At 58.7% G+C, this 25254-nt stretch carries 25 protein-coding genes; 16 read left to right on the forward strand and 9 right to left on the reverse strand.

What is annotated here, in order from left to right; genetic code table 11:
* Window positions 1-440: 440 nt before the first annotated feature.
* Together LOY55_RS25020 and LOY55_RS25025 are read left to right on the forward strand one after the other, a co-directional pair.
* Complete coding sequence (locus tag LOY55_RS25020; protein WP_223523228.1) at window positions 441-770, forward strand: hypothetical protein; 330 nt, start codon at window positions 441-443, stop codon at window positions 768-770.
* 132 nt (window positions 771-902) lie between these two features.
* Window positions 903-1403, forward strand: a complete 501-nt coding sequence (locus tag LOY55_RS25025) for a DUF3916 domain-containing protein (protein ID WP_109787557.1) — start codon at window positions 903-905, stop codon at window positions 1401-1403.
* Between the two features lie 79 nt (window positions 1404-1482).
* On the opposite strand, the gene LOY55_RS25030 is transcribed toward LOY55_RS25025, so the two are convergent.
* Genes LOY55_RS25030 through LOY55_RS25040 form a run of 3 tightly spaced genes read right to left on the reverse strand, consistent with a single transcriptional unit; the run spans window position 1483 to window position 3162 of the window.
* Complete coding sequence (locus LOY55_RS25030) at window positions 1483-1827, reverse strand: hypothetical protein (protein ID WP_408981005.1); 345 nt, start codon at window positions 1825-1827, stop codon at window positions 1483-1485.
* Window positions 1824-2606, reverse strand: coding sequence for a hypothetical protein (locus tag LOY55_RS25035; protein ID WP_223523224.1), 783 nt, complete (start codon window positions 2604-2606; stop codon window positions 1824-1826). Before LOY55_RS25035 ends, LOY55_RS25030 begins: the two co-directional genes overlap by 4 nt.
* A gap of 10 nt (window positions 2607-2616) precedes the next feature.
* Window positions 2617-3162 (reverse strand): PAAR domain-containing protein, encoded by a 546-nt coding sequence (locus LOY55_RS25040; protein ID WP_223523223.1) that lies wholly within the window; start codon window positions 3160-3162, stop codon window positions 2617-2619.
* Between the two features lie 671 nt (window positions 3163-3833).
* On the opposite strand from LOY55_RS25040, the gene LOY55_RS25045 reads away from it, so the two are divergent.
* On the forward strand, window positions 3834-4142 hold the full coding sequence (locus tag LOY55_RS25045; RefSeq protein ID WP_223523222.1) for a DUF3077 domain-containing protein: 309 nt from the start codon (window positions 3834-3836) through the stop codon (window positions 4140-4142).
* A 162-nt stretch (window positions 4143-4304) separates the two neighbouring features.
* On the opposite strand, the gene LOY55_RS25050 is transcribed toward LOY55_RS25045, so the two are convergent.
* Window positions 4305-4673 carry a PH domain-containing protein gene (locus tag LOY55_RS25050; protein WP_007948195.1) on the reverse strand — a complete coding sequence of 123 codons (369 nt, stop codon included), beginning with the start codon at window positions 4671-4673 and terminating at the stop codon, window positions 4305-4307.
* 334 nt (window positions 4674-5007) lie between these two features.
* Between LOY55_RS25050 and LOY55_RS25055 the strand changes: the two genes are divergently transcribed.
* The 7 genes from LOY55_RS25055 to LOY55_RS25085 all read left to right on the forward strand — a co-directional run bounded on the left by LOY55_RS25055 (window position 5008) and on the right by LOY55_RS25085 (window position 13271).
* Entirely contained in the window at window positions 5008-5484 is a 477-nt protein-coding gene (locus tag LOY55_RS25055; RefSeq protein WP_140668453.1) for a formate dehydrogenase subunit gamma, read from the forward strand.
* A complete protein-coding gene (locus tag LOY55_RS25060) occupies window positions 5481-7013 on the forward strand; it encodes an NADH-quinone oxidoreductase subunit NuoF (protein ID WP_223523220.1) in 1533 nt (510 codons plus the stop codon). The genes LOY55_RS25055 and LOY55_RS25060 overlap by 4 nt, the downstream gene beginning before the upstream one ends.
* Window positions 7010-9898 carry a formate dehydrogenase subunit alpha gene (gene fdhF / locus LOY55_RS25065; RefSeq protein ID WP_223523218.1) on the forward strand — a complete coding sequence of 963 codons (2889 nt, stop codon included), beginning with the start codon at window positions 7010-7012 and terminating at the stop codon, window positions 9896-9898. The genes LOY55_RS25060 and fdhF overlap by 4 nt, the downstream gene beginning before the upstream one ends.
* The gene (locus tag LOY55_RS25070; RefSeq protein ID WP_077431296.1) at window positions 9895-10116 is read left to right on the forward strand and encodes a formate dehydrogenase subunit delta; all 222 of its coding nucleotides are present in this window, start codon (window positions 9895-9897) and stop codon (window positions 10114-10116) included. Before fdhF ends, LOY55_RS25070 begins: the two co-directional genes overlap by 4 nt.
* 229 nt (window positions 10117-10345) lie before the next feature.
* A complete protein-coding gene (locus LOY55_RS25075) occupies window positions 10346-10711 on the forward strand; it encodes a hypothetical protein (RefSeq protein ID WP_223523216.1) in 366 nt (121 codons plus the stop codon).
* Window positions 10712-10839: 128 nt separating this feature from the next.
* Window positions 10840-12762, forward strand: coding sequence for an alkaline phosphatase D family protein (locus LOY55_RS25080; RefSeq protein ID WP_258667060.1), 1923 nt, complete (start codon window positions 10840-10842; stop codon window positions 12760-12762).
* A 14-nt stretch (window positions 12763-12776) separates the two neighbouring features.
* Window positions 12777-13271: an adenylate kinase gene (locus tag LOY55_RS25085; protein WP_223523212.1), complete on the forward strand. Its 495-nt coding sequence runs from the start codon at window positions 12777-12779 to the stop codon at window positions 13269-13271.
* 252 nt (window positions 13272-13523) lie between these two features.
* Here LOY55_RS25085 and LOY55_RS25090 read toward each other — a convergent pair whose 3' ends face one another.
* Window positions 13524-14699, reverse strand: coding sequence for an aspartate aminotransferase family protein (locus tag LOY55_RS25090; protein WP_223523211.1), 1176 nt, complete (start codon window positions 14697-14699; stop codon window positions 13524-13526).
* A gap of 102 nt (window positions 14700-14801) precedes the next feature.
* Here LOY55_RS25090 and LOY55_RS25095 point away from each other — a divergent pair, with 102 nt between their 5' ends.
* Both LOY55_RS25095 and LOY55_RS25100 read left to right on the forward strand, forming a co-directional pair.
* Window positions 14802-15707 carry a LysR family transcriptional regulator gene (locus LOY55_RS25095; protein WP_077431292.1) on the forward strand — a complete coding sequence of 302 codons (906 nt, stop codon included), beginning with the start codon at window positions 14802-14804 and terminating at the stop codon, window positions 15705-15707.
* Between the two features lie 74 nt (window positions 15708-15781).
* Window positions 15782-16795 (forward strand): sensor domain-containing diguanylate cyclase, encoded by a 1014-nt coding sequence (locus LOY55_RS25100; RefSeq protein WP_223523209.1) that lies wholly within the window; start codon window positions 15782-15784, stop codon window positions 16793-16795.
* 19 nt (window positions 16796-16814) lie between these two features.
* Here LOY55_RS25100 and msrA read toward each other — a convergent pair whose 3' ends face one another.
* The 3 genes from msrA to msrB are packed head-to-tail and all read right to left on the reverse strand — an operon-like array spanning window position 16815 to window position 19876.
* Complete coding sequence (gene msrA, locus LOY55_RS25105) at window positions 16815-17519, reverse strand: peptide-methionine (S)-S-oxide reductase MsrA (protein WP_077431291.1); 705 nt, start codon at window positions 17517-17519, stop codon at window positions 16815-16817.
* Between the two features lie 31 nt (window positions 17520-17550).
* Window positions 17551-19314 carry a cytochrome c biogenesis protein DipZ gene (locus LOY55_RS25110; RefSeq protein WP_223523207.1) on the reverse strand — a complete coding sequence of 588 codons (1764 nt, stop codon included), beginning with the start codon at window positions 19312-19314 and terminating at the stop codon, window positions 17551-17553.
* 43 nt (window positions 19315-19357) lie between these two features.
* On the reverse strand, window positions 19358-19876 hold the full coding sequence (gene msrB, locus LOY55_RS25115; RefSeq protein ID WP_223523206.1) for a peptide-methionine (R)-S-oxide reductase MsrB: 519 nt from the start codon (window positions 19874-19876) through the stop codon (window positions 19358-19360).
* 151 nt (window positions 19877-20027) lie between these two features.
* Between msrB and LOY55_RS25120 the strand changes: the two genes are divergently transcribed.
* The 3 genes from LOY55_RS25120 (at window position 20028) to LOY55_RS25130 (ending at window position 23117) form a co-directional block, all read left to right on the forward strand.
* Complete coding sequence (locus tag LOY55_RS25120) at window positions 20028-20744, forward strand: response regulator transcription factor (RefSeq protein WP_046026664.1); 717 nt, start codon at window positions 20028-20030, stop codon at window positions 20742-20744.
* Window positions 20741-22258 (forward strand): HAMP domain-containing sensor histidine kinase, encoded by a 1518-nt coding sequence (locus LOY55_RS25125; protein WP_223523204.1) that lies wholly within the window; start codon window positions 20741-20743, stop codon window positions 22256-22258. The genes LOY55_RS25120 and LOY55_RS25125 overlap by 4 nt, the downstream gene beginning before the upstream one ends.
* Before the next feature lie 154 nt (window positions 22259-22412).
* Complete coding sequence (locus LOY55_RS25130; RefSeq protein WP_109787539.1) at window positions 22413-23117, forward strand: hypothetical protein; 705 nt, start codon at window positions 22413-22415, stop codon at window positions 23115-23117.
* Window positions 23118-23180: 63 nt separating this feature from the next.
* On the opposite strand, the gene LOY55_RS25135 is transcribed toward LOY55_RS25130, so the two are convergent.
* Window positions 23181-23681 (reverse strand): RidA family protein, encoded by a 501-nt coding sequence (locus tag LOY55_RS25135; protein WP_046026667.1) that lies wholly within the window; start codon window positions 23679-23681, stop codon window positions 23181-23183.
* A 123-nt stretch (window positions 23682-23804) separates the two neighbouring features.
* Between LOY55_RS25135 and LOY55_RS25140 the strand changes: the two genes are divergently transcribed.
* Window positions 23805-25214 (forward strand): PLP-dependent aminotransferase family protein, encoded by a 1410-nt coding sequence (locus LOY55_RS25140; protein WP_223523202.1) that lies wholly within the window; start codon window positions 23805-23807, stop codon window positions 25212-25214.
* Window positions 25215-25254 lie beyond the last annotated feature (40 nt).

The raw sequence follows: 25254 nt of genomic DNA on the forward strand, positions 1-25254 counted from the left end.
CTGCACATGGGTCAGCTAAAATCAGTAACCTGGGTCAAAATCGCATCAGCGCCAACAGGTTCGGCATTTTTTGGCAGACCAGGGAGTCTATCCGTAACCAGTTTCTTGTAGATATTACTCACAGCTCATCGGAAATTGGATGGAGAAATCCGATCAAGCTTCCATCCACACCAGTCCTTATTGGAGGCAGGTAGGGTGTACACTTCACGGTACAACGTGGAAGTGTACACATGCAAAAAACTATGTTAATTATACAGTTATGCTATTATTCGAGTCTCCCTCGGGCACCAAAATTAAGAAAGGTCTTGCTTAGCAAGGCCTTTTTTTTCGTCTGTAGAAAAGTGACCTCGTCCACCGCTGTCGTGTAGCAGCTGCCGAAGGCTGCGAGCTTTTGATCTTCGTATTCTTGGCCTGTACGACCCTTCTCAAGGATTCAACCCATGGAACTGCAGCTGGAAACCGTCGCCCTGTTCTGCCTCAAGCTTGCTTATGAGACGGAGGATTCGAGTCCGATTCTTCGGGATGATCCAATCATGAGTGATTATGAGCGCGAGGTTTTTGGGTTGTTGGTTCGGCGGGGGGATGTTGAGGGGATTCAGTTTCGGGTGGAGCACTGTGTCAGTTTGGCGATGGACGCTTTAGGCGGTATTCATACGCCACTGGGACGGGAGCTGCACAGGTTGTCAGCTGATTTCCGCACAGCGCAGACGATGGATCAGCTTGAGGCGCCGCTAATCGCGCTCAAGGATTATCTGAAAGATATTCAGTAATGATTGGGTGGGGCCCCTTCACACCTACTGATACTGGCCGGGGTATGGTTGAAGTGAGAATGGACCTGCCACTAACCCATTACCCCAACTGACAACAACCAAAGATTTTTTCGGCACCACAAGGACGTATCAATGCGGCAAATAGCCCTCAGTAACAAGCCACTCAGAGGCATTCCCCGCCGCCTTCGCGCTCTGGAGCGCTGGGCCTCCAGTTTTCGCGACGAGTTTCACCCGCGATCCGTGAAGATGGAGCGCTACACACACTGGAAGATCCCGGTGCATGCGGCTCTGGTCGAAGGTCCTCAAGCCAGTATCGAAGTTCAAGCCTTCTGCCTTCAGCAACTGCTCGAAGCCGCTAGCCACCTGTCCGACGCTGCTGACCACTCACAAGGTTACTACCGGGTCGCTTGCCTGCTGGTGTGGCCATGGGTTCATCAGAGCGAGGTCACCGTCTTCTATGACCGGGACTATTATTTGGGTTTCCTCGGTGAAACTAACGCGCTCATGCCAGAGCAGATCAGCCATGCTCTTGCGTTGCACACACCAGCGCACTTCATCGAGCACGGACATGACGTAACTCAGCCTGACGATGAAGTCGCAGTACAGTGGTGGTGCATCGGGGAACCGGCTTGAGGCCTAGCGGCATTCGCGAGCAGCCCCCGCTGGGACTGATGACGCTAAACTTAAAAGCAAATCAAACTTCGCTGTCAACTCACAGCCTGCTAACAATCTCCTTCCAGATGTACCCGTAGTTATATTCCAACCAACGAACAAGGAGTTTGTCGTACTGCCTACGAAACCAACTATTTTTCCTGGCGACACGCCTTTCTTCAATCATAGCGTTGAGGGAGTCAGGATCGAAGCCTGTCCATACCGTTGGAAGGGCCGCCGCAATATTGGTAAAGCACACAGGCGCGACTTCGGAGTAAAGGATCTCGTAGAGGGTTTGAGGATCAGCTCCTCTCACCTGACTCGCTATGTAATCGTAATTAACCGGGAAATCATTGAACGGATCCGAGAGCGCGACCCTAATTTTTGTCAACTCAGATTGACTCAAAGAATATCCCAATGTGAGAACTCCTCTAATTCCTCATCGAGCGAGTCAGCTACCGTTCCGCCTGCGACGCCCCCAACAACAGTTCCCAGAAACACAACGGCAAATGCACAGATCGGAGCGCCGGGCCCACAGAGCGCGCTGACTCCAAGCCCTGCCAGAATACCGCCCGCCGCGCCGCCGCCCACGATGAGCCCTTGACGCGCCGTTTCCTTTTGTTTGTTTTCAGCATTCAGAATTTGATAAGTCGCGACAGCAGCAGTAATCAAAATGCCAAGTTTGCCCATTAGCTGCATTTTTTTTGTGCCATTTGTGAACTTGGAATTGTCCCGCCCTGCTGCTTCCAAAATTGTGTAATGAACCTTGCTCTGCTCCGTCGGTGAAAGGCTGTCGTAACTCTTTTTGAACAGCTCCTTGGAGTAACGATCAAAGAGCGTTTGAAGCGTTCTGCCATCGGCCTTCTTTTTTTGCACGACAGCCAACCCCTGCGCAGAGGTAACCTTGCGGTGCTCCATCAAGATCTTGTTTCGCATTTCATGGCTGAACTGCACGCCCTCTCGCGCGGCGATCTTCCCAGCTTTCACATCTGCCAACGTCTGCTGTGACATACGTTTTATGTTTTTCAGGTAGTTCGCCCGGACCTTTTCGTCAGAGATCGCGTCCAGAGAGAACCTAAGTGCAGTGCCCTCCATCAGTTCTAGCGCTCTATCGAGCGGAGAATCTTGCAAGGCGTGCTCACGCTGAACGACATAGCTGCCGGTGACGAGGTATGGCTCTGTCATAGGACGTTCCTTATCCTAGTATCCTGTTCAAAAAGCTCTCTGTAAGAGACGAAGTACCGGCGGGAGCCTCATCGTCAAATTTGAGCATCACGCAGGTCTTGCCGGACGGATTCGAAAATTTAACGGCGTTGTCTTTATTGAATACACCTGGCAGAGATGACCCATCCTCAAAATGCGCGGTGCACGACAAGCCCTCATAGCTTTCGTCAGCAGGAATTCTGAAGCCAATCCAGCTCGCGAAACCAGTTAACGGCGTAGGAGGAACAAACCCGCAGGGGGTATGGGTATCGCCAATTATCACCGTGCCCGAACCACCAATCACGATGCCGCCGTGGGTGCCTACGATATCAATTGTCGCCGCATTCTTGCCGTTAATGAACACGGTCGTAGACAGCCCTGAAGAGAGCGCGCTACCGCAAGTGCAGGTATCGCTCTGACGCGCTGCGGGAAGGCCGTCGAAGAATACGTCGGGAGATCCTGATGCGATAGGGTTGGTACCGTGCCCCGGCAAAGGACAACGGTATAAATCGCTTTTACGCGCTGCTGGCTTAGCCACTTTGACCTCCTGTCAAAAATCCTTTCGAGCGACATAACCTACCAGATCAGCGCGCCGATTAATTATCGTCGGGCAATATGCATACTCCTATTCAGCGATCAGCATCCACTAAAACTGATCGGCGCTAGCCTCTAGAAATCGAACCAAGATGCAGAAAAAGCCGCTTTAACTGAAGAAGCCGAAAGCCGCTTTCGGCCCAGAGTGGATGAAAATAGATCTGTCACCTTTTCTCCATTTGAAAGCTACTAACTCATGGCAATTGGGTCTTGGAATCGCAACTCTTGCTGGTTGCAGGAAAGACGTCCCCACGATACCCTCCCACCGTCGCTGCCAATTCAGCGGCCGGGCTTGGTAACCCGAGGTAAATCACTGCGCAACAGTGCCATGCGTTCGCAGGCGCTTTTTTTTCGCCTGCGATCTGCGTTATGGCGGCTGTGCGTGGGACGTCTTCGGACGTGCCGGTTTCCTTGATTTCCCGGTTTACCAACCTGCGCACAGCTGCCACCCATTCGCTTGGTAACGAATTGTGGCGGCTCTTAAAAATTAAGGAGCTTCACAATGCGCTGTATGGATACGTACAAAATCTGGCTTTTCCCTCAACGCGACTCTCAGTTGCGTAACGCCCCATCGTCCATCCTCGCCCACCGCCTCTCCGTCAACGGAGGTGGCCAATGACCGATCAATCAGGGCTGAAAACCATCGGCCTAACCCCCGCCATTTACTGCGCCGATCAACCACTCTTCCACGTCACTTGCGGCGTTCCCCTCGGCGATGCATTGGCCATGGCTTCTGACTTTCTGTTTCTCGCCAAGAAGCTGAATGAAGATGCCGCTTACGCCACAGACACAGATCGCCACGCCTGGGCTGCGCATTATTTGACGGCGTTGAGTAAGGCGGTGGTTGATGATGCGGTGAAGGTGCTTGGGCGGGGTCGGGGTTCTGCTGCGGCGCCTGAGCGGGCGGCGGCGTCTGAAGGGTAAACGCTGAAAAATGGGGGAGCGGACTGCTTGATGACGGCGGTTGGTTCCGGATTGATGTTGGCTGAACTAGCGCTATCGCGGGCAAGCCCGCTCCCACAGGAATTGCGGTTAGCTGGAGGCCGTTGTTAGCCCCGAGGTTTTCGGGGCTTTTTCGTGTTGGGGTCAGAGGACGTGTTGGGAGATCAGTTTTGAGATTTCCACCATCGACGTCTTGCCGGTGAATTCGAACTTCACTTTGCCCAGTGACGAGAAATAGATCTCCAGCTCTGAATCCAGGTCGAAGGTGCCGGACGTTTCCACCGAGTACGCCACGATGTTTTTGTAGGGCAGCGAGGTGAAGTCTTTTTTGCTGCCGGTGATGCCCTGTACGTTGACGGCAATGATGCGTTTGTTGGTAAACACCACGCCGTCGCGCATGGATTTGTAGGAGTCGATGACCTGCTCCCCTTCCAGCAGCAGTGCGCTGACGCGTTCGGCGTATTCTTCGTTTTGCTTGAGTTTGAAGAAGCCTTTGTTGTTGAAATCAATCATCTGTCATTCCCTGTTTTTTGAACGTAAATCCCGAGTGCGGGCTGCATACGGCGCCTTGGGCTGGGCCTCGTCTAGACTTAACGGGTAGTAGTCGTAGAAAGAACCAAACACGTCGCTTTGGTGCAGATGAATCAAAACCAGCGTGGCAAGCTGCCTTAATGCCCTATAAAAGGTGCGGCAAAGACTGCGCCGGGCACAACAAGATGCCCACTCAGGGTGCCCTGGCCAACGGCCTGACAATGCCACGATACCGTGACGTGGTGTGAATGCCGCAGCCGACACTTTCGGACGACCGACAACCGCCTGGTTTGTCCGTGACCGTGAGGAATGCTGTATGCCTGATGAGATGTTGCAATTGCCTATGGTCAACAGCGTGCTGGAGCGCCACAAGGGCTCTGCGGGTGCACTGTTGCCCATCCTTCATGAGATTCAGGCGGGAATCGGTTACATCCCCGATGCCGCCATCCCCGAGATTGCCCACGCCCTCAATCAGAGTCAGGCCGAGATTCGCGGGGTGATCAGCTTCTACCATGACTTCCGCACCGCGCCGCCGGCCCGGCATATCCTGCGTCTGTGCCGGGCCGAATCGTGCAAGAGTCGCGGTGCCGAGCAGCTTGCCGCGCAGTTGCGCGAGCGTCTGCAACTGGACGATCACGGCAGCAGCGCCGATGGCAGCATCAGTTTGCGTCCGGTGTATTGCCTTGGTGCTTGTGCTTGTTCGCCGGCTCTGGAGCTGGATGGTCAGGTGCATGCGCGGCTCAGTGCCGAGCGTCTTGATGCGTTGCTCGACGCTTGCCGGGAGGACGTATGAGCCTCTATCTATCCTGTGATTCGCTGGCCCGTGCCGTGGGTGCCGATGCGGTGGCGTCTGCCCTTGCCAGCCACGACCTGCAACGCACCAGCTCTCGCGGCCTGTACTGGCTGGAACCATTGCTGGAAGTGGACACCCCGCAAGGCCGACTCGGCTTCGGCCCGCTGACTGCTGCCGATGTGCCGTCGGTGCTCGATGCGCTGCAAGGCGACCCGTCCTCGCACCCACTGGCCTTGGGCCTGGTGGAAGAATTGCCGTATCTGAAGTCTCAACAACGCCTGTTGTTCGCCCGCGCCGGCATCACCCGGCCGCTGTCGCTGGACGATTACCGAGCCCACGGCGGTTTCGAGGGTTTAAATAGAGCCGTCACTATTGGCGGCGATGAAACTGCGACCGCGGTGTTCGATTCAGGCCTGCGTGGCCGTGGCGGCGCAGCCTTCCCCGCCGGGATCAAATGGCGCACCGTGCGCGCCACCCAGGCTGTGCAAAAGTACATTGTGTGCAACGCCGACGAAGGCGACTCCGGCACTTTCGCCGACCGCATGTTGATGGAAGGCGACCCCTTCCTGCTGATCGAAGGCATGGCCATTGCCGGCATCACCGTCGGCGCCAGCTTTGGCTACATCTATGTGCGCTCGGAATATCCACAGGCCATCGCCACGCTGAACGAGGCGCTGGCGATTGCCCGGACTAACGGTTACCTCGGCGCCAACGTCGGCGGCAGCGGCTTGGCCTTCGATATGGAAGTGCGTGTCGGGGCCGGCGCTTACATCTGCGGTGAAGAAACCGCGCTGCTGGATTCGCTCGAAGGCAAACGCGGGATCGTCCGCGCCAAGCCACCGATTCCTGCGCTGAAGGGGCTGTTCGGTCTGCCGACGCTGGTGCACAACGTGCTGACATTGGCCTCGGTGCCGCTGATTCTGGCCAAGGGTGCGCAGTTCTATCGCGATTACGGCATGGGCCGTTCCCTCGGCACGATGCCTTTCCAATTGGCGGGCAATATTCGTCGTGGCGGCCTGGTGGAACGGGCCTTTGGCCTGACGCTGCGTGAATTGGTGGAAGACTACGGCGGTGGAACCGCCAGTGGCCGGCCGCTGAAAGCCGCGCAGGTCGGTGGCCCGCTCGGCGCGTGGGTGCCACCTTCGCAATTCGACACGCCGCTGGATTACGAGGCGTTCGCCGCCATCGGCGCCATGCTCGGTCACGGTGGCGTGGTGGTAGCTGACGACACATTGGACATGGCCCACATGGCGCGTTTCGCCATGCAGTTCTGCGCCGAGGAATCCTGTGGCAAATGCACGCCTTGCCGCATCGGTTCGACCCGGGGCGTGGAGGTGATCGACCGGCTGCTGGCCGCGCCGGATCAGAACGGTCGCGATGAGCAGGTGATCATCCTCAAGGACCTGTGCGACACCCTGCAATACGGTTCGCTGTGCGCATTGGGCGGCATGGTTTCCTTTCCGGTCGCCAGCGCCCTCAAGCACTTCCCCGCCGACTTCGGTCTGCAATCTTCGGAGGCCGACCAATGATCACTCTCTTCGACCCGAACACTGATATCGATCTCGGCACCCCGGCCCGCGACAGTCAGGTGCAAGTCACCCTGAACATCGACGGCCGCAGCATCAGCGTGCCCGAAGGCACTTCAGTGATGCGCGCCGCTGCGCTGATGGGCACCACGATTCCGAAACTATGCGCCACCGACAGCCTCGAAGCCTTCGGCTCGTGCCGCATGTGCCTGGTGGAAATCGACGGCATGCGCGGTTATCCGGCGTCCTGCACCACGCCGGTCAGCGAAGGCATGAGCGTGCACACCCAGACGCCGAAACTCGCGACCTTGCGCCGCAACGTGATGGAGCTGTACATCTCCGATCACCCGCTGGACTGCCTGACCTGCTCGGCCAACGGCAACTGCGAGCTGCAAACCGTGGCCGGTCAGGTCGGCCTGCGGGAAGTGCGTTACGGCTATGAAGGCGACAACCATCTGGCCGATGTGAAGGACACTTCCAACCCCTACTTCGATTACGACCCGAGCAAGTGCATCGTCTGCAACCGCTGCGTGCGCGCCTGCGAAGAAACCCAAGGTACTTTTGCACTGACCATTACCGGGCGCGGCTTCGAATCCCGTGTGTCCGCTGCCGGTGGCGATAACTTCCTCGATTCGGAATGCGTGTCTTGCGGCGCCTGTGTGCAGGCCTGCCCTACCGCGACCCTGATGGAAAAAAGTGTGGTCGAGCTGGGTCAGCCTGAACGCAGCGTGATCACCACGTGTGCCTATTGCGGCGTGGGCTGCTCGTTCCGCGCCGAGATGAAAGGCGACCAACTGGTGCGCATGGTTCCCGACAAAAACGGACAAGCCAACCACGGCCACTCTTGCGTCAAAGGCCGCTTTGCCTGGGGCTATGCGACCCACCCGGATCGCATCACCAAACCGATGATCCGCCAGCACATCAACGACCCGTGGCAGGAAGTCAGCTGGGATGAAGCGGTGACCTACGCCGCCAGCGAGTTCCGCCGCTTGCAGCAAAAATACGGTCGCGATTCCATTGGTGGCATCACCTCCAGCCGCTGCACCAACGAAGAAACCTACCTGGTGCAAAAACTGGTGCGCGCCGCGTTCGGCAACAACAACGTCGACACCTGCGCGCGAGTCTGCCACTCGCCGACCGGCTATGGCCTGAAGCAAACCTTGGGCGAGTCCGCCGGCACCCAGAGTTTCGACTCGGTGATGCAGGCCGACGTGATCCTGGTGATGGGTGCCAACCCCAGCGACGCCCACCCGGTGTTCGCTTCCCAGCTCAAACGTCGCCTGCGTGAAGGCGCTCGATTGATCGTCATCGATCCACGCCGCATTGATCTGGTGGACTCGGTGCATGCCCGCGCTGAATATCATTTGGCCCTGCGTCCGGGCACCAACGTCGCGATGCTCAACGCCTTGGCCCACGTCATCGTCACCGAAGGCTTGCTCGATCAGGCGTTTATCGACGCCCGTTGCGAAGGCAGCGATTTCGCCCGCTGGAGCGAGTTCGTCAGCCGTGCGGAAAACTCGCCGGAAGTGCTGGCCGCCATCTGCGGCGTAGACGCTGCCGACATCCGTGCCGCCGCTCGTCTGTATGCCACCGGCGGCAACGCGGCGATTTACTACGGCCTCGGCGTCACTGAACACAGCCAAGGCAGTACAGCGGTCATGGGCATCGCCAACCTGGCCATGGCTACCGGCAACATCGGTCGGGAAGGCGTGGGCGTGAACCCGTTGCGTGGCCAGAACAACGTTCAAGGCTCTTGCGACATGGGCTCTTTCCCCCACGAGTTGCCCGGCTACCGGCACATCTCCAACGAGGTGGTGCGCGCGCAGTTCGAACAGGCGTGGAACGTCACGCTGCAACCCGATCCGGGCCTGCGTATTCCGAACATGTTTGAATCTGCACTGGCCGGCAGTTTCAAGGGTTTGTATTGCCAGGGCGAGGACATCGCTCAGAGCGATCCGAATACCCAGCACGTCACCGCGGCGTTGTCGGCCATGGAATGCGTGGTGGTGCAGGACATTTTCCTCAATGAAACTGCCAAGTTCGCCCACGTATTCCTGCCGGGCGCTTCGTTCCTGGAGAAGGACGGCACCTTCACCAACGCCGAGCGGCGCATTTCGCGGGTACGCAAGGTCATGGATCCGCTGGGCGGCAAGGCTGACTGGGAAGGAACGGTGGCTCTGGCCAACGCCTTGGGTTACCCGATGAACTACAAACATCCATCAGAAATCATGGATGAAATCGCCAGCCTGACGCCGACCTTCACCAACGTCAGCTACGCCGAACTGGATCGCCACGGCAGCCTGCAATGGCCGTGCAACGCTGCGGCACCGGACGGCACGCCGACCATGCACATCGATGAATTCGTGCGCGGCAAGGGGCGCTTCATGCTCACCGGTTATGTGCCCACCGAGGAGAAGGTCAACAGTCGCTATCCGCTGTTGCTGACCACCGGGCGCATCCTCAGCCAGTACAACGTTGGCGCCCAGACCCGGCGTACCGAAAACGTCGCCTGGCACGACGAAGACCGCCTGGAAATCCACCCGACCGACGCCGAGAGCCGTGGCATCAACGAGGGTGACTGGGTCGGCATCGGCAGCCGTGCCGGGCAGACCGTCCTGCGTGCGCGGGTCACCGAACGGGTTGCGCCGGGCGTGGTGTACACCACGTTCCACTTCCCTGAATCGGGGGCCAACGTCATCACCACCGACAACTCCGACTGGGCCACCAACTGTCCGGAGTACAAGGTCACCGCCGTGGAGGTCAGCCGCGTCTACCACCCTTCCGAATGGCAAAAACGCTATCAGGCATTCAGCGACGAACAACAGCGGTTGCTCACCGAACGCCGCCAGGCACGCACCGCTGGAACAACCGCCGAGGTGCGCCGATGAGCACTGAAAACCTGATCAAAATGGCCAACCAGATCGCCCAGTACTTCGCCACCGAGCCGGATCAGCAAGCGGCCGTGCTCGGCGTGCGCAATCACATTCAGATGTACTGGACGCCCGGCATGCGCAAGGAATTGCTGGCCTGGCAGACGGAGCATCAGGGGGCAGACATGCACCCATTGGCGCAGGCAGCCGTCAGTGGGGCGGGCTGGGAGGCTTAGGTTCTCTCGAATGACCCCTTGTCCTGTGAAGACAGGGCAAGGGGCGTTCCAGTGATTTTCAAGCCGAGCATTCGAGGGCATGCGCACCCTGACTGACAGACTCAAGTCACGATCTTTCGATCTTTCCTTTCTGTACAAACTTCCAGTTTGATATCTTCCCGCCGTCCAACACTGTGGATTGTGGCCTTAACGCCATCACCTCACGTGATCAACGAACAAGGAAGACTCAATGATATTCATCGCCCTCTTGGTGTTCTTCGCTGCGTCAGCGGGGATCTGGTTTTGGATCGTTAGAAACCGTGGCAGCTTCAATCTGTGGTTTGCCAACCTGGCCGGGGCCTTGGCCAGTTTCATCGTCGGGATCATCGTGCTGATTTTTATCGGCGCCGAACCACAGGCAGCGCGAGGACCGGCCTACTTTCTCTATTCGTTCATGGCGATCATCGGCGCTTTCGTCGGGACATGGCTGTTGGTTCTCACCCGATTCAAGCGGGAGGAGTCCCCGGTTCGGCGTCATTTGATCGCCGGATCGTGCAGCCTGCTGGCGGCATTCATCACGTTAGTGGTGTGGGCAGTGATCTTTCCTGCCAAGTGATCACCACCCTGCCCCGCCACCTTTCCAAGACACATCCGGTGAGGTTTTAAGCCTTTAGCCATCAGACAACCCCGACCGCTGGCTGCGCTATCATCACGTGCTCTGCGCGCCAAGAGTCCTGAATCTGCATGCCCATGTCTTCGCCACTCCCCGACAGCCATCACGCCCTGCCACCGGTCCTTGTCGGCCCGCTGTTGCGGCGCCTGGAGCCCACACGCCTGGTGTTGTGGCTGGTGGGTTCCCGGGCGCTGGAGCTGACCTTGCGCTTGCAGGGTGTCGGCGATATCCGCCTCGATGGCGGGCAATGCACGGTGATCGCGGTCGGCAAGCATGCCTTTGTGCACCTGGTCGATGTGCCGCTGGACACCGCCCTGCCCTGCGACACGTTGATTGAATATGACCTGCTGATCGATGGCGTTGAATCCGGCATCGCCGATTGGGCGCCGCACCTGTTGTACGGCGATGCCCGTTGCCCGAACTTCGTGCTGCGTTCCCGGGTTGATCAACTGCTGCATGGCTCTTGCCGAAAACCTCATCACCCGGCCATTGATGGCCTGCTCTGCGTCGACCAGTTGTTGGCGACGGAACACGATGCGTTGCAGAGGCCGGCACTGCTGATGATGACCGGCGATCAGGTCTACGCCGACGACGTCGCCGGGCCGATGCTGCGAGCGATTCACGCCTTGATCGAGCGCCTGGGCCTGTTCGATGAACATCTCGAAGGCGCCGTGGTCAGCGACAGCGCCAAACTCTACGAACACCCGGTCAGTTACTACCACCGTGAGGATCTGTTACCGGCGCTTGAGAGCAATGAGACCCTGCGCGAGCGTTTTTTCGGTGGCGCACGCAAGCCGATTTTCACCAGCAGCAGCGCCGACAATCACCTGGTGACGTTCGCAGAAGTCATGGCCATGTACCTGCTGGTCTGGTCGCCGATTCCATGGACCCTGATCGCCCCGCAACCGCCCGCGCTGACACCTGAAAGGCGCAAGCGCTATGCCCTTGAACAAACCCGCATCGATGACTTCAAGTCCGGCCTGGGCCGTGCCGCGCGGGCCATGGCGCACCTGCCGTGCCTGATGATTTTCGACGACCACGACATTACCGACGACTGGAACCTTAGCGCGCAATGGGAGGAAACGGCCTACGGCCATCCGTTCTCCAAGCGCATCATCGGCAACGCCTTGATCGCCTACATGCTGTGCCAGGGCTGGGGCAACAACCCGCTGGCGTTTGGCGATGTGCTGGAAAAAACCCGTCTGCTCGGCGCCACCGGAGGCGATCGTTACCTCGACAGTGCGCTGCAGGATGACTTGATCGATACGCTGTTGCGTTTTCAGCAGTGGCATTACGTGCTGCCCACCACGCCTGCGCTGGTCGTGATAGACACCCGCACCCGTCGTTGGCGCAGCGAGATGAATCTCAAGCAACCCTCGGGCCTGCTGGACTGGGAAGCGCTCAGTGAACTGCAACAGGAATTACTGGATCATCCGTCGGCGATCATCGTGTCACCGGCGCCGATCTTCGGCGTCAAACTGATCGAAACCGTGCAAAAAGCCTTTAGCTGGTGCGGTTTTCCACTGCTGGTGGACGCCGAAAACTGGATGGCTCATCGCGGCGCAGCCCAAGTGATCTTGAACATTTTCCGACACTCGCGCACACCGGGTAACTACGTGGTGCTGTCCGGCGATGTGCATTATTCCTTCGTCTACGAAGTATTGATCCGACACCGCAAGGCGGGTCCGAAAATCTGGCAGATCACCAGCAGCGGCATCAAAAACGAATTTCCGCCCACCCTGCTCGAATGGTTCGACCGCCTCAATCGCTGGCTCTATTCGCCGCGCTCGCCCCTGAACTGGCTGACCAAACGTCGGCGCATGCGCATCGTCCCGTATACCCCTGAACACGCAGAAGCTGGCGAACGGCTATGGAACTCGGCAGGCATCGGCCAAGTGTTCTTCAATGAGAAAGGACAACCCCAGGATATTTATCAGCACAACTCAAACGGCTCGCCCAAGACCCGGATGGTTGCGCCTGAACATGACGACTGAAACGGCGAGTCACCATGAACCTCACCCGAACGCTGATCATCGGCAACTCTGGCTCAGGCAAAAGCTGGCTGGCTAAACGATTGGCCAAACACCTCAAGGTGCCATGGATCGATCTCGATCGGATTCACTGGGTGTCGGACGAACACAGCATTGCCCGCCCGGGTGCCGCAGTATTGGGCATGGCACGGATCGCGGCCAGTGAGGAACAGTGGGTGATCGAGGGTGTTTACGGCTGGATCATCAGCGAACTTGTCCACCGAGCGACAGCGCTGATCTGGTTGTGTGTCGATGACGAATATTGCGTCGCCAATATTCGCCAGCGAGAAGAACACGACGACGAGCGACTGATCTCGTTATTGGAGTGGGCCGAAAACTACCATCGCCGTGAAGACTCGAGCGGGCTCGGCGCGCACCGGCGATTGTTTCAAGGGTTTGGAGGTACAAAAATCAAACTCGAGGATCGCGGTGAAATTACGGCGTTTATAGATCGCTTGTTACGGGTTGAGTAATTACTGCGCTGCGGGGTGAGTCCCCAAGCTGAGGTGATGGCAGGCTGGGATGGCGCGTTGTTCGGATGGGGACTACACCGCTCACTGATCTCACTGATCTCACTACCGAACAGTGAATCCAGTCCACTTTTTGATCGTTCCCACGCTCTGCGTGGGAATGCAGCCAGGGACGCTCCGCGTTCCCGAAAGCGTGACGCAGAGCGTCACAAGAGGCATTCCCACGCAGAGCGTGGAAACGATCGGGAACGTATGTCAGGCAATAGTCACGGCCCGACATACGCCTCTGACAATCATCTCCACCTCCCGCTCATCAATCGTCAGCGGCGGCAGCAGGCGAATGGTCTTGCCCCGTGTCACGTTGATCAGCAAACCGTGATCCCGCGCGGCGATCAAGGTCAGGTCGCGGATCGGCTGCTTGAGTTCGATGCCGATCATCAAGCCCTGGCCACGAATGGCCATGACGTTCGGGTGCCCGGCCAGTTCGGTCTGCAACCTGGCGAGCAAGCGCGCGCCTTGAAGCCTGGTATTTTCCAGCAGACCTTGTTCTTCGATGATGTCCAGCACTGTACATCCGACACGACAGGCCAACGGATTACCGCCGAAGGTGCTGCCGTGGCTGCCCGGAGTGAACAAGTCAGCGGCTTTACCCCGGGCAAGGCAGGCGCCGATGGGGACGCCGTTGCCGAGGCCTTTGGCCAGGGTCATGACGTCCGGGACAATGCCTTCCTGCTGGAACGCGAACCATTGACCGGTGCGGCCGATACCGGTCTGGATCTCGTCGAGCATCATCAGCCATGAGTGCCTGTTGCAGAGCTCGCGCACCGCTTTGAGATAACCGCGTGGTGCCAACTGGACGCCGCTTTCGCCCTGGATCGGCTCCATCAGAATGGCCACGATTCTTTGGCCGTGGGCTTGATGCACCTTATCCAAAGCACCGAGATCACCGAAGGGCACTTTGACAAAATCCCCCGGCAACTCGTTGAAACCCAGGCGCACGGCCGGGCCATCGCTGGCGGATAACGTGCCCAGCGTGCGGCCATGAAAAGCGTTCTCCATGACCACCACCAGGGGTTGCTCGACCCCTTTGTGCCAACCGTGAAGCCGCGCGAGTTTCAGTGCGGTTTCATTGGCTTCGGCGCCGGAGTTGTTGAAGAACGCCCGATCCATACCCGCCAGCGTCGTCAACCTTTGCGCCAGGCGCTGTTGCCAGTCGATGCTGTAGAGGTTCGATGTGTGCAACAGCAAACCGGCCTGCTCGCTGATCGCCGACACAATGCGCGGATGGGAGTGGCCAACGTTGGTCACCGCCACTCCCGCCACTGCGTCCAGGTATTCACGACCGGCCTCATCCCACAGGCGTGTGCCCAGCCCTTTGCTGAAACTCAAGGCCAGCGGTTGGTAAGTGCTCATCAGGCAGGCGGCGGTCATGACATCAAGCTCCATCAATGGTCGGTGTTTTTACAGTATGGTTAGCCACCTGAGCTGGATAAACGCTGTAACACTTCAATCATCTTAAAGCCGGGCTTGATAATGGATCTGTTCCAGGCAATGACGGTTTACGTAAAAGTGGTGGAAGCCGGCAGCATGACCGCCGCCGCGCAGCAGTGCGAAATGTCCACAACCATGGTCGGCAATCACCTTCGCGCATTGGAACAACGCCTGGGGGTGCGCCTGCTCAACCGTACAACACGGCGCCAGCGCCTGACAGAATTCGGCTCCGCTTACTACCAGCGCTGCCTGGAAGTACTCGGGCTGGTGGCTGACTCCGAACGCCTGGCCGAACAGAGTCAGGACGCGCCGAGTGGGACCCTGCGCATTACGGCGCCGCTGACGTTCGGCACGGAAAGGCTCGCGCCGGCGCTCAGTGAGTTCTCGCTGCAATGTCCGCAAGTCAAACTGGATGTGGTGCTCACCAACGGGCGTCCCGATCTACTCGAGAACAGCCTCGATGTGGCGTTTCGCTTGGGCGCAATCGAGCCGTCCAACCTGATCGCCCGCCCGCTGATCGACTACACCCTGACCATGTGCGCTTCTCCCGAATACCTGGCGCGCCGCGGGATACCGCAAATGCCCGAAGACCTGCAACATCACGCCTGTTTGTCCTTTGCTTACCCGGTCGGGGATGACTGGCAATCGGTCGAAAAACAATGGCGCCTGAGTGGGCCGGAAGGTGAAGTGATGGTGGCTGTCAGCGGCCCGATGCTGATCAATAGTTCGGCGGGGTTGCATCAGGCGGCTCGAACCGGGATGGGCATCGTGATGCTGCCCGATGCGTTGGTAGAGCAAGACTTGCTCAACGGAAAACTGGTAGCACTGATGCAGAACTACCGGCTGCCGAGCCGGCCAATGCACCTGGTATACGCCCAGGATCGCTACCGTTTACCGAAACTACGCCACTTCGTCGACTTTGCCATGCAGTTATGGGGCAAACACTAGCGGGGGCAACGTGCCATGCACTAATCTCGATGCCAGGCGAATCAATTGATATCTGTGCGTCAGGGAGAGCGGTGATGGGGGAAGCGTCGAATATCAAGCCGTTGAAGTTCAATGCGTCAGATTTTAGCGAAGACCTGCTGCACACCATTCTGGAATTGGTCAGCGACGGTATTTGGGACTGGAACGCCAACACCGGCTTTGTCTACCGCAATCCCGGTTGGTACAAGATGCTCGGCTACGAGCCTCATTCCCTGGACAACACGGCGTTGACTTGGGAAAACCTCATTCACCCTGACGACTACCCCGCGGTCATGGCCGTGTTTGATGATTACGTGCAACAGCGCGCGCCCACCTACCAGGCCGAATATCGTTGCCGCATGCTGGACGGCAGTTACACCTGGATCGAAGACCGCGGTTATGTGCTGTCCCGCAATGCTGACGGCTCCGTGGCGCGCATGATCGGCGCGCACCGCAGCATCGACGACAAACGTCGCCTGCTTGAAGCGTTGGAACGACGCACTCACTCCCTTGAAGCGACAGTTGAAGAGCGCACCCGGGAATTGTCTCGGGTCAATCAGCAGCTTCAGATCCAACTCGAAGAAAACCGCAAACTGGCGGAAACCGACACGCTGACATCCATCGCCAATCGCTACCTGATGGAAAAAGCCCTGCCTCTGGAATGCGAACGAGCCCAGCGCTTTCGCAGACCGCTGTCCCTGATCGCCATGGACATCGACGACTTCAAGATCATCAACGATCACTACGGTCATGCCCTGGGTGATGCGGCATTGGTGCAGGTGGTCGAGGGCGTGAAGCTCTGCGTACGCGAAGGTGATCTGCTGGCGCGGTGGGGAGGTGACGAGTTCATCATCATCCTTCCCGATACCTCGTTGGCTGAAGCCAGACTTCTCGCCGAGAAAATCCGCGACGGATTGTCGAGCCTGCCAGCCGTGGGCGAGTTTCAAGTATCCATGAGTTTTGGCGTGGTCCAGCGCTTTGACGAAGAGCAACAGACCGGGTTGCTGGCCAGGGCCGATCAGGCGCTTTATCGGTCGAAGGTGGCGGGCAAGAATGTGATTTCGGGGTGAAACCAACCCCACGTCGATTTTACATTCCAGCCTTCACCAACACCGGTTTCTCCTGGTACCGGTCCGGGTACAGCTGCTTCAACTGCGCCACTTTCGGTAGATCGTTGATCACGATGTACGGATAGCTCGGGTGCTCGGTCAAAAAGTCTTGATGCTCCTCTTCTGCCGGGTAAAAACCGTTGTAGGTTTCCAGCCTGGTCACAATGGGTTTGTTGAACAAATGGGTGGCGTCGAGCTGGGCAATGTAGGCCTGGGCGATGCGTTGCTGTTCGGTGTTTTCAGTGAAAATCGCCGACCGGTATTGAGTGCCGCTGTCGGGACCTTGGCGATTCAGTTCGGTGGGGTTGTGGGCCACCGAAAAATAGATCTGTAGCAGCGTGCCATAACTGACCTGAGCCGGATCGAACGTGACTTCGACGGATTCCGCATGGCCGGTGTCGCCCTCGCTGACCCGTTCATATCGGGCGGTGCTGGCCGCGCCGCCGGCGTAACCGGAGACGGCTTGCTTCACACCTTTGACATGTTGAAACACACCTTGGACGCCCCAAAAACATCCGCCGGCAAACACCACCTTTTCACTGTGGGCCTGGGTTGTTTCATCCAGGGCCGGCGGGGGAATGATGACCGCGTCTTCGGCACCGAACGAGAAGGCCGAGCACTGACTGATGATGCCGGCAGCAGCCATCCCCAACAGGGTGCGGCGCCAGGTGATCAGGGTTTTCATGGGACATGACTCCTAGACAAACGAAATGGCTTCAACCGAACGTAAACGCGTAGGCCGACACGCCGGGATCGAGAAACTCGATGCTGAACGTGCGGTCCGTCACGCCGCCGCTCTGGCGCACCAATTGATACAAGCGTTGTTCTTTCACAGTGCCGCTGCCGTCGGGCGCCACATCGGTGCCGTGGGCATCGCCGGGGGCTTTTCCGTCAATCAGCACTTTGAATCGCACTGGTTTTCCGTCGGCAGCAGGGCCCAGCACCAGGTGCAAATCGCGAGCGTGGAAGCGATAGACGATGCGACTGGCGGGGGCGCTGGAAATCGCCCGTTCGGAACCGACATTCCATTTTCCGTCCAGGCTCCAGTCATTGAGGGCCAATTCAGCGGGTGGGGTGTAGGCGGCGACTTTGTCCGGCACAAGGCTGGTCTCGGGAACGAAATGCTCCGCACGCTGGAAACCGACATAGGTTTCCGGTGATTGCACTTCCTTCATGTCCGGCGCGAGCTGAACCCCAGTCGCATCAGCGTTGATCAGGCCATCCGCGACCTTCACCGCTCCCGCTTCACGCAGCAGCTGCTGGATGACCCTCTCCGATTCGACGTACTCGCCTTCACCAAAGTGGTGATAGCGAATGCGCCCCTGAGCATCTGCAAAATAATGGGCCGGCCAGTACTCGTTGTTGAAGGCACGCCAGATCTTGTAGTCGTTATCGATGGCAACCGGGTAGTTGATGCCGAGGTCTTTCATGGCTTTGGTGACATTGCCAACATCCCGTTCGAAGGCGAATTCAGGTGCATGGACACCGATCACTACTAACCCCTGATCGCGGTACTTCTCGGCCCAGGCTTTCACATACGGCAACGTGCGCAGGCAGTTGATGCAGGAGTAGGTCCAGAAATCCACCAGCACGACTTTGCCCTTCAAGGCCTGCGCCGTGAGAGGTGGGGAATTGAGCCACTGCACTGCACCATCCAGTGCAGGAAGGTTGCCTTCAATCGGCAAGACACCGGAGGCCTTGTCACTCACTTTCACCGTGTCACCGGCGGCCATCATCGCCCCGCTGTTATTCGGGGATTTGCCGGCCAATCGCCCCACCAATGCCTGTTCGATTCCACCGGTGGACGCGGTCGAAACCCGTGCCAGAATCCCCGTATCCAACCCCAGGGCAATCGCGGCAACCCCCGCCAGCATCGCGGCCCCCAGACCGCGCCGAACCCATTCGCCTGCGCCAATCGAACGTTTCATCGCTGCGAAGACTTTACCGCCCAGCAGCAGCGCCACAGCGAGGGAAGTGGCGGCACCGGCCGCGTAAGCCAGCAGTAGCAATGTGGTTTCGATGCTTGCCCCTTGCAGCGCCGCGCCTGTCAGCAACAGCCCCAGAATAGGTCCGGCGCAAGGCGCCCAGAGCAGGCCCGTGGCAACGCCGATCAGGAAGGAAGCGCCGGGGCGTGGCCGGGCATCGGCGCCGGCGGCCTCCGATAGTCGGCTGCCGGCCGCCACCAGTGGCCGTGTCAGTCGCTCGGCCAGTCGGGGCAGCATCAGCGTCAACCCGAACAGTGCTACGAACAGCAACGCGAGCCAGCGACCGTATTGATTGAGTTGCACCACCCAACCGCCACCCACCGCCGCCAACGTGGCGACCAGCGCGAAGGTCAGCGCCATCCCCGCCAATAGCGGCAAGCCACTTTTCATAAACGGCTGCCCGGTTCGAGCGAAGACAAAGGGCAGTACCGGCAGGATGCAGGGGCTGACGATTGTCAGTACACCACCGAGATAAGCGAGAACCAAAAGCCACATAGCGTCGACCTGCACCAGGTGAATGAAGGGAAATGCCCACGGATCAAGCCGCCTGCGGCTTGAAGGTCAGCGCCAGGCCGTTCATGCAATAACGCAGACCGGTGGGTTTGGGCCCGTCGTCGAAGACATGCCCCAGATGACCGCCGCATCGCCGGCAGTGAACCTCTTCGCGCAGCACACCAAAGGATCGGTCCTGACGAGTGGCCACCGATTTATCCAGCGGTGCCCAGAAACTGGGCCAGCCGGTGCGGCTGTCAAACTTGGTGTCGGATGAGAACAGCGGCAAATCACACCCTGCACAGGCGAAAACACCTGCGCGATGTTCATTGTTCAATGGGCTGCTGTAGGCCCGCTCCGTGCCCTCTTCACGCAAAATCTCGTACTGCTCGTCGCTGAGCAGGGCGTGCCATTCGCTGTCGCTGTGGGTCACCTCGAATACCTCCGCCGCGCCGGCATCACTGACCAGTGCAGTGCTGGCGGCAAATTTTGGCAACACTCCGATCACCAACGCTGCAGCCCCCAGCCCGCCGCCCGCTACAAGAAACTGTCGCCGTGAAAACATGGCCTTCTCCAAAATTCCAGGTGCCTGATAGGGAACACAGCCTAGGCTTGGGTTGATCGCCAAATCCTCACGAGGAGTTAAACAATTCGTGATAACTCAGGCTGAGGAAAACCCGCACAATGTGCCCATTCGCGACAAAGGATTGAGCTTTATGGAACAGACCAAACGCGTCCTGGTGGTCGAGGACGACCTGCACATCGCCGACCTGATTTGCCTGCATCTTCGCGATGAGCAGTTCGAAGTGGTGCACTGCGCCGACGGTGATGAAGGCATGCGCCTGTTGCAGCAAGGAAGCTGGGACGCCTTGATCCTCGACCTGATGCTGCCGGGTGTCGACGGCCTGGAAATCTGCCGTCGTGCGCGGGCGATGGCCCGCTACACCCCGATCATCATCACCAGTGCGCGCTCCAGCGAAGTACACCGGATCCTGGGCCTGGAACTCGGCGCTGACGATTACCTTGCCAAGCCCTTTTCGATGCTGGAACTGGTCGCCCGGGTCAAGGCGCTGCTGCGTCGGGTAGACGCCATGGCCCGCAACCTGAAAATGGACTCGGGCAGCCTGATGACGGACGGCCTGTCCATCGACCCGATCACCCGCGAGGTTTCGCTCGACGGGCGGCGCCTGGACCTCACACCACGGGAGTTCGACCTGCTCTACTTCTTCGCCCGCCAGCCGGGCAAGGTGTTCTCGCGCATGGACTTGCTCAATGCGGTATGGGGTTACAGCCATGAGGGCTACGAACATACGGTGAACACCCACATCAACCGTCTGCGGGCCAAGATCGAAGCTGACCCGGCGCAACCTGTGCGCATCCTCACGGTGTGGGGGCGCGGTTACAAATTCGCGGTCAAGGAGGAACAGCCATGAGGCTGACCCTGACACAACGCCTGTCCCTGGTGTTCGCGATTCTGTTGCTGGTGTGCTGTGGCACATCGGCGTGGATGCAAGTGCGCGCCAATCAAATGCATGAACTGGAAGTGGTCCAGGGACTGTCGCGCGATCTGGCGCAACACATCGCCCACGACACCGTGCTGATGGATGCTGGCGGCCTGATGCCCAATGCCGTTCGCGAATTGTTCAGCAAACTCATGCAGGTCAATCCCAGCGTCGAGGTCTATCTGCTGGACTCCGAGGGCAAGATTGTCGGCAGCGCCGCCCCCGAAGGCCGGATACATCGGGAACGGATCGACCTCGGACCGATCCAGCGCTTGCTCAAGGGCGACGCCCTGCCGATTCTCGGCGATGACCCGCGCAGCGTCGATGGACGCAAAGTCTTCAGCGCCGCGCCATTGCGGGTTAACGGTCAGCCCGCCGGTTATCTCTATGTGGTACTGCTCAGCGAAGAACACGACCGCTTCGCCGAACGCGGCGCCACCAGTGCCGCGCTCAATACCGCCCTGTGGTCCATCGGTCTGGTCGCGTTGTTGTGCCTGATCGCCGGTCTCACGGCATTTGCCCTGATTACCCGACCGTTGCGCCGCTTGACCGAAAGAGTCAGTCAGTTCGACATCGATGGCGTTCCCTCCACACCACCGGCCGCGGAACCGGTAGGCAAAGCGGCCAGTCACGATGAAATCGCCGTGCTGGACGCTGCCTTCCGGCAAATGCAAACCCGCCTGAGTGAACAGTGGCGCTCACTGACTCGCCAGGATCAGGAGCGCCGTGAACTGGTGGCAAACATTTCCCACGACCTGCGAACACCGTTGGCCTCGCTGCACGGATACCTGGAAACCCTGACACTCAAAGACGCCACGTTATCCCCTGCCGACCGTCGTCGCTATCTGGGCATCGCCCTGGATCAAAGTCGAAAAGTGGGTGGCCTGGCGCAATCACTGCTCGAACTGGTCAGGCTGGAGCATGGCTTCGTACAACCGATACTGGAACGCTTTTCCCTGACTGATCTGGTGCAGGACATCTTCCAGAAATTCGAGCTGACCGCCGAAGCACGTCAAATTGAGCTGAAGGCAACCTTTGCCCCCAACGTGTCCTCCGCCTGCGCCGACCTGGGATTGATCGAGCGGGTGTTGACCAACCTGTTCGACAACGCCCTGCGCAATACCCCTCAAGGTGGAGAAGTCGAATTGAGCCTGCGCCCACAAGGGCCGTTTATCGAAGTCACCGTCAGCGACACCGGCCCCGGCATCGCACCACAGTTGCGCGAAGGGCTGTTCCTGCGTCCCTTCAACATTGGCGGTGCACGGCGCGATGGCGGGCTGGGGCTGCGTATCGTGCATCGGATCCTGCAATTGCATGGTCGCGAGATCCAGCTGATCGATCTGCCCGGACGAGGCGCGACCTTTCGCTTCTCCTTGCCGGTGGATCAGCAAACGGCAGAGCAATGGGCGGTTCGCTCGATGAATCTCAATTCAACCGGGACCTAGTCGGCGGTACACATTCAGGTAACGGCTCGCAAAAATGACGACCAGTTGCCTGTTCACCCGTGACAACGCTGCCACGGTCCAATAGATTAGTCGGCCTGAAAAGGCCCTGTGCTTTCTCGCCTCAATTCAAGTTAAAAGAAGTAGTGAAATTTCAATGTCCGATTCCAACACCGCTGAATCCGTAGTCACCTTGTCGTCCAAAGCGGAATACGAAAACTCCATCAATCTTTCACAGCATGTGCCACAGGCCAAGACCATCAGCGAGATGGTCCTGGACGCTTTTCAGTCCACCCGGGAAAGCGACCAGATCCGCGAGCTGCGCGCCGCGATTCGCCAGGCACATGACAGCTTCGACGACGATAAAGCCTATGAGCTGATGGGCGAACTCAAGCAACTCAAGGACGCGGAAGCGGCCGACATCGCCGCTCTCGAAGACCTGAGCAGCAAATTCCCGATCAGCCGGATTCTCTCCAGCTTCAAGGATGACCCGGCGTTTCAGGAGATCGTCTACGGCCTCGCACTGAAAGTGCTGAACCAGACTCACCAGGCCATCAGCAATCCGAGCAGTGGCAAAAGCAAAGTGGCTCGCGCCAAGAAAGATCTCGAAGTGTTCACCATCAGCAAGGACGGCATAAACGTCACCCTGCCGCTGCGCACCCCGCGTTCAAGCCTGAACGTTGACCGCAAAGCGCTGGAGTTCCTCGGCTTCACCTTCGTCGGCGAAGGCGATGACGCAGTGATTGAAAGCGAGACGTTCCTCGATAACGCCGGCGTCGAACAAGCGGTCAACCGCAAGAACATCATCACCGCACTGCAGCAGCAAACCGCGTTCGACGGCTACAGCATCGCCGCGCAGTAAATCAGTCGGGTAAACGCCGATGACCGAAAAGCCCTGCCCTTGAAGCAGGGCTTTTTATTGCACTCAGGATGACGGAGCTGACGAATGCAGCGCCACCATCATGTCCACTTCTACCGGCGCGTTTTTCGGCAGCTGATAAACACCGACGGTCGTACGGGTGTGTTTACCGGCATCGCCTAGTACATGCGTAAAGACATCCGATGCGCCATTGGCCACGTCACTGAGATCGACAAAATCAAAGGTGGATTTCACATAGACCGTTATGCGAAGCAGCGCCTTTATGTGCTCCAGTGAACCGATGGCGGCGTAAATCAGCGCCAGCCCTCGTATCGCACTGATACTCGCCGCTTCTTGAGCATCTGCCAGGTTGAGCTCCAGCCCCACCCTGCCAGGGTACTGAATTTTGCCGTTCATTCGCGGCACCAGCCCGCTGATGTACAGTTCATCTTCATGTCGAATCAGCGGCGCGTAATGTCCGCCAGCAGCGTTCTCGTCGTAGATATCAAAACCCAGTTCTTTTGCCAGGGCGACGAAGCGTTCGTCGCGAGTCAATTGCTTAATCATCTACCGAACCTTCTTCATCAAGAGAGCGAAAAGCGCAGTTGATGGTAGGCATCAGACACTTGTCTTGTTCAGGGTAAGTTCGTATAGAATCCAACGAACTTTACTGCCAGGGAGACCAGTAAAATGCAGGCTCAGCGTGCAGTCATCGCCGCCATCGAACTTCAGCCAGGGATGCCGCTGGTGCAGCAGATCGTCGATCAGCTGACGATGGCGATCAACCAGGGAGGCCTGCCCCATGGGGCCAAACTGCCACCCATTCGCGAGCTCTCGGGCTTGATGAACGTGGGCAAGTCGACAATGGTCGATGCCCTTGACCGGTTGCGCGCCAAGGGACTGGTGGTCTCGCGCCAGGGTTCCGGGCATTACGTTCAGCGAGCCATCAATCCGCCGTCCGCGGTTGCCGGTCCGGACTTGCAACCTCAGGACACGCTCAGCCGGGTCCGCCGTGCACTGTTGCTGGAAAACGGTGCGCTGCGTCCCGGCTGCGGATTCCTCCCCGCCTCCTGGTTGCCCGCCGAAGAACTGCTCAAAGCCGTACGCGCGACACTTCGCGCGACGACGCTGCGCATGGGCGAGTACGGTGAAGTGGGCGGTTATCTGCCGTTGCGCGAGGCATTACGGGTCAAGTTGTCGACCGTCGGTATCGAGGCACCGGTGGAACAAATCATCACCACTTCCAACACCGTGCAGGCGATCGACCTGCTGATGCGCCTGTTGATAAAGCCTGGCGATACGGTAGTACTCGACGACCCGTGTTACTTCAACATGCACGCCAATCTGGCGTTGCACGGCGCCAAGGTCATCACCATTGCCCGCGATTGCGATGGCCTGGACCTTGAGGCGTTCGAGCAATTGCTGATTGCCCATCGCCCCGTGCTGTATATGACCAACAGCACGCTGCATAACCCGACCGGCCACTCGTTCACCGCCGCCCAGGTTTATCGCCTGCTGGAACTGAGTCACCGCTATGGTTTTCATATCGTCGAAGATGACTTGTATGGCGACATCCAGCAGAAACGCACACCGCGCCTGGCCGCGGGCGGGCTGGACACGGTCAGTTACGTCTCCGGTTTTTCCAAGACCCTGACCGCCAACAGCCGTGTCAGCTACAGCGTGTTGTCGCGGCCCTTGGCGGCCCGGATGATTGCTTTGAAAATGGCCTGTGGCGGTGTGACCTCGGAACTCGCGGAGCAGATCACCTGCTCCATGCTCAACAATGGAAGCTACGCCAAACACACCCGCCGCACCGTCGACCGCCTCTACGAATCCAGCAGCCGTGTGGCGCGCTGGCTGGTGGAGGCCGGGTGCTCGGTATCGTCGCTGCCGGGGGAAGGGTTGTTTATCTGGACCCGATTGCCCGAAGGTTTCCACGCTGAAACCCTGGCCAGCAAAGGCCTCGACATTGACCTGGTGCTGGCGCCCGGCACCTTGCTGAGCAAAGCGGCCGATGCCAGCAGCTTCCTGCGTTTCAATGTCGCGCATAGCGATAACACCCAGGTGCGGGACCGGTTTTTCCGGTTGCTTGATCGCTGAGTTTTTCTGCTTGCCCCCCAACAAAAAGCCCCGCACTTCT

Source organism: Pseudomonas sp. B21-040 (assembly GCF_024748695.1).
In the GTDB taxonomy this organism is placed as follows: domain Bacteria; phylum Pseudomonadota; class Gammaproteobacteria; order Pseudomonadales; family Pseudomonadaceae; genus Aquipseudomonas.

Excerpts from the sequence above, each read along its gene's own strand:
- LOY55_RS25135 (WP_046026667.1), bottom strand. The coding sequence starts at position 23,681 with ATGATTAAGCAATTGACTCGCGACGAACGCTTCGTCGCCCTGGCAAAA.
- LOY55_RS25035 (WP_223523224.1), bottom strand. The coding sequence starts at position 2,606 with ATGACAGAGCCATACCTCGTCACCGGCAGCTATGTCGTTCAGCGTGAG.
- LOY55_RS25080 (WP_258667060.1), top strand. The coding sequence starts at position 10,840 with ATGCCCATGTCTTCGCCACTCCCCGACAGCCATCACGCCCTGCCACCG.
- LOY55_RS25025 (WP_109787557.1), top strand. The coding sequence starts at position 903 with ATGCGGCAAATAGCCCTCAGTAACAAGCCACTCAGAGGCATTCCCCGC.
- fdhF (WP_223523218.1), top strand. The coding sequence starts at position 7,010 with ATGATCACTCTCTTCGACCCGAACACTGATATCGATCTCGGCACCCCG.
- LOY55_RS25120 (WP_046026664.1), top strand. The coding sequence starts at position 20,028 with ATGGAACAGACCAAACGCGTCCTGGTGGTCGAGGACGACCTGCACATC.
- LOY55_RS25060 (WP_223523220.1), top strand. The coding sequence starts at position 5,481 with ATGAGCCTCTATCTATCCTGTGATTCGCTGGCCCGTGCCGTGGGTGCC.
- LOY55_RS25070 (WP_077431296.1), top strand. The coding sequence starts at position 9,895 with ATGAGCACTGAAAACCTGATCAAAATGGCCAACCAGATCGCCCAGTAC.
- LOY55_RS25050 (WP_007948195.1), bottom strand. The coding sequence starts at position 4,673 with ATGATTGATTTCAACAACAAAGGCTTCTTCAAACTCAAGCAAAACGAA.
- LOY55_RS25125 (WP_223523204.1), top strand. The coding sequence starts at position 20,741 with ATGAGGCTGACCCTGACACAACGCCTGTCCCTGGTGTTCGCGATTCTG.
- msrB (WP_223523206.1), bottom strand. The coding sequence starts at position 19,876 with ATGTTTTCACGGCGACAGTTTCTTGTAGCGGGCGGCGGGCTGGGGGCT.
- LOY55_RS25045 (WP_223523222.1), top strand. The coding sequence starts at position 3,834 with ATGACCGATCAATCAGGGCTGAAAACCATCGGCCTAACCCCCGCCATT.
- LOY55_RS25100 (WP_223523209.1), top strand. The coding sequence starts at position 15,782 with ATGGGGGAAGCGTCGAATATCAAGCCGTTGAAGTTCAATGCGTCAGAT.
- LOY55_RS25140 (WP_223523202.1), top strand. The coding sequence starts at position 23,805 with ATGCAGGCTCAGCGTGCAGTCATCGCCGCCATCGAACTTCAGCCAGGG.
- LOY55_RS25090 (WP_223523211.1), bottom strand. The coding sequence starts at position 14,699 with ATGACCGCCGCCTGCCTGATGAGCACTTACCAACCGCTGGCCTTGAGT.
- LOY55_RS25095 (WP_077431292.1), top strand. The coding sequence starts at position 14,802 with ATGGATCTGTTCCAGGCAATGACGGTTTACGTAAAAGTGGTGGAAGCC.
- LOY55_RS25020 (WP_223523228.1), top strand. The coding sequence starts at position 441 with ATGGAACTGCAGCTGGAAACCGTCGCCCTGTTCTGCCTCAAGCTTGCT.
- LOY55_RS25085 (WP_223523212.1), top strand. The coding sequence starts at position 12,777 with ATGAACCTCACCCGAACGCTGATCATCGGCAACTCTGGCTCAGGCAAA.
- LOY55_RS25055 (WP_140668453.1), top strand. The coding sequence starts at position 5,008 with ATGCCTGATGAGATGTTGCAATTGCCTATGGTCAACAGCGTGCTGGAG.
- msrA (WP_077431291.1), bottom strand. The coding sequence starts at position 17,519 with ATGAAAACCCTGATCACCTGGCGCCGCACCCTGTTGGGGATGGCTGCT.
- LOY55_RS25075 (WP_223523216.1), top strand. The coding sequence starts at position 10,346 with ATGATATTCATCGCCCTCTTGGTGTTCTTCGCTGCGTCAGCGGGGATC.
- LOY55_RS25110 (WP_223523207.1), bottom strand. The coding sequence starts at position 19,314 with ATGTGGCTTTTGGTTCTCGCTTATCTCGGTGGTGTACTGACAATCGTC.
- LOY55_RS25130 (WP_109787539.1), top strand. The coding sequence starts at position 22,413 with ATGTCCGATTCCAACACCGCTGAATCCGTAGTCACCTTGTCGTCCAAA.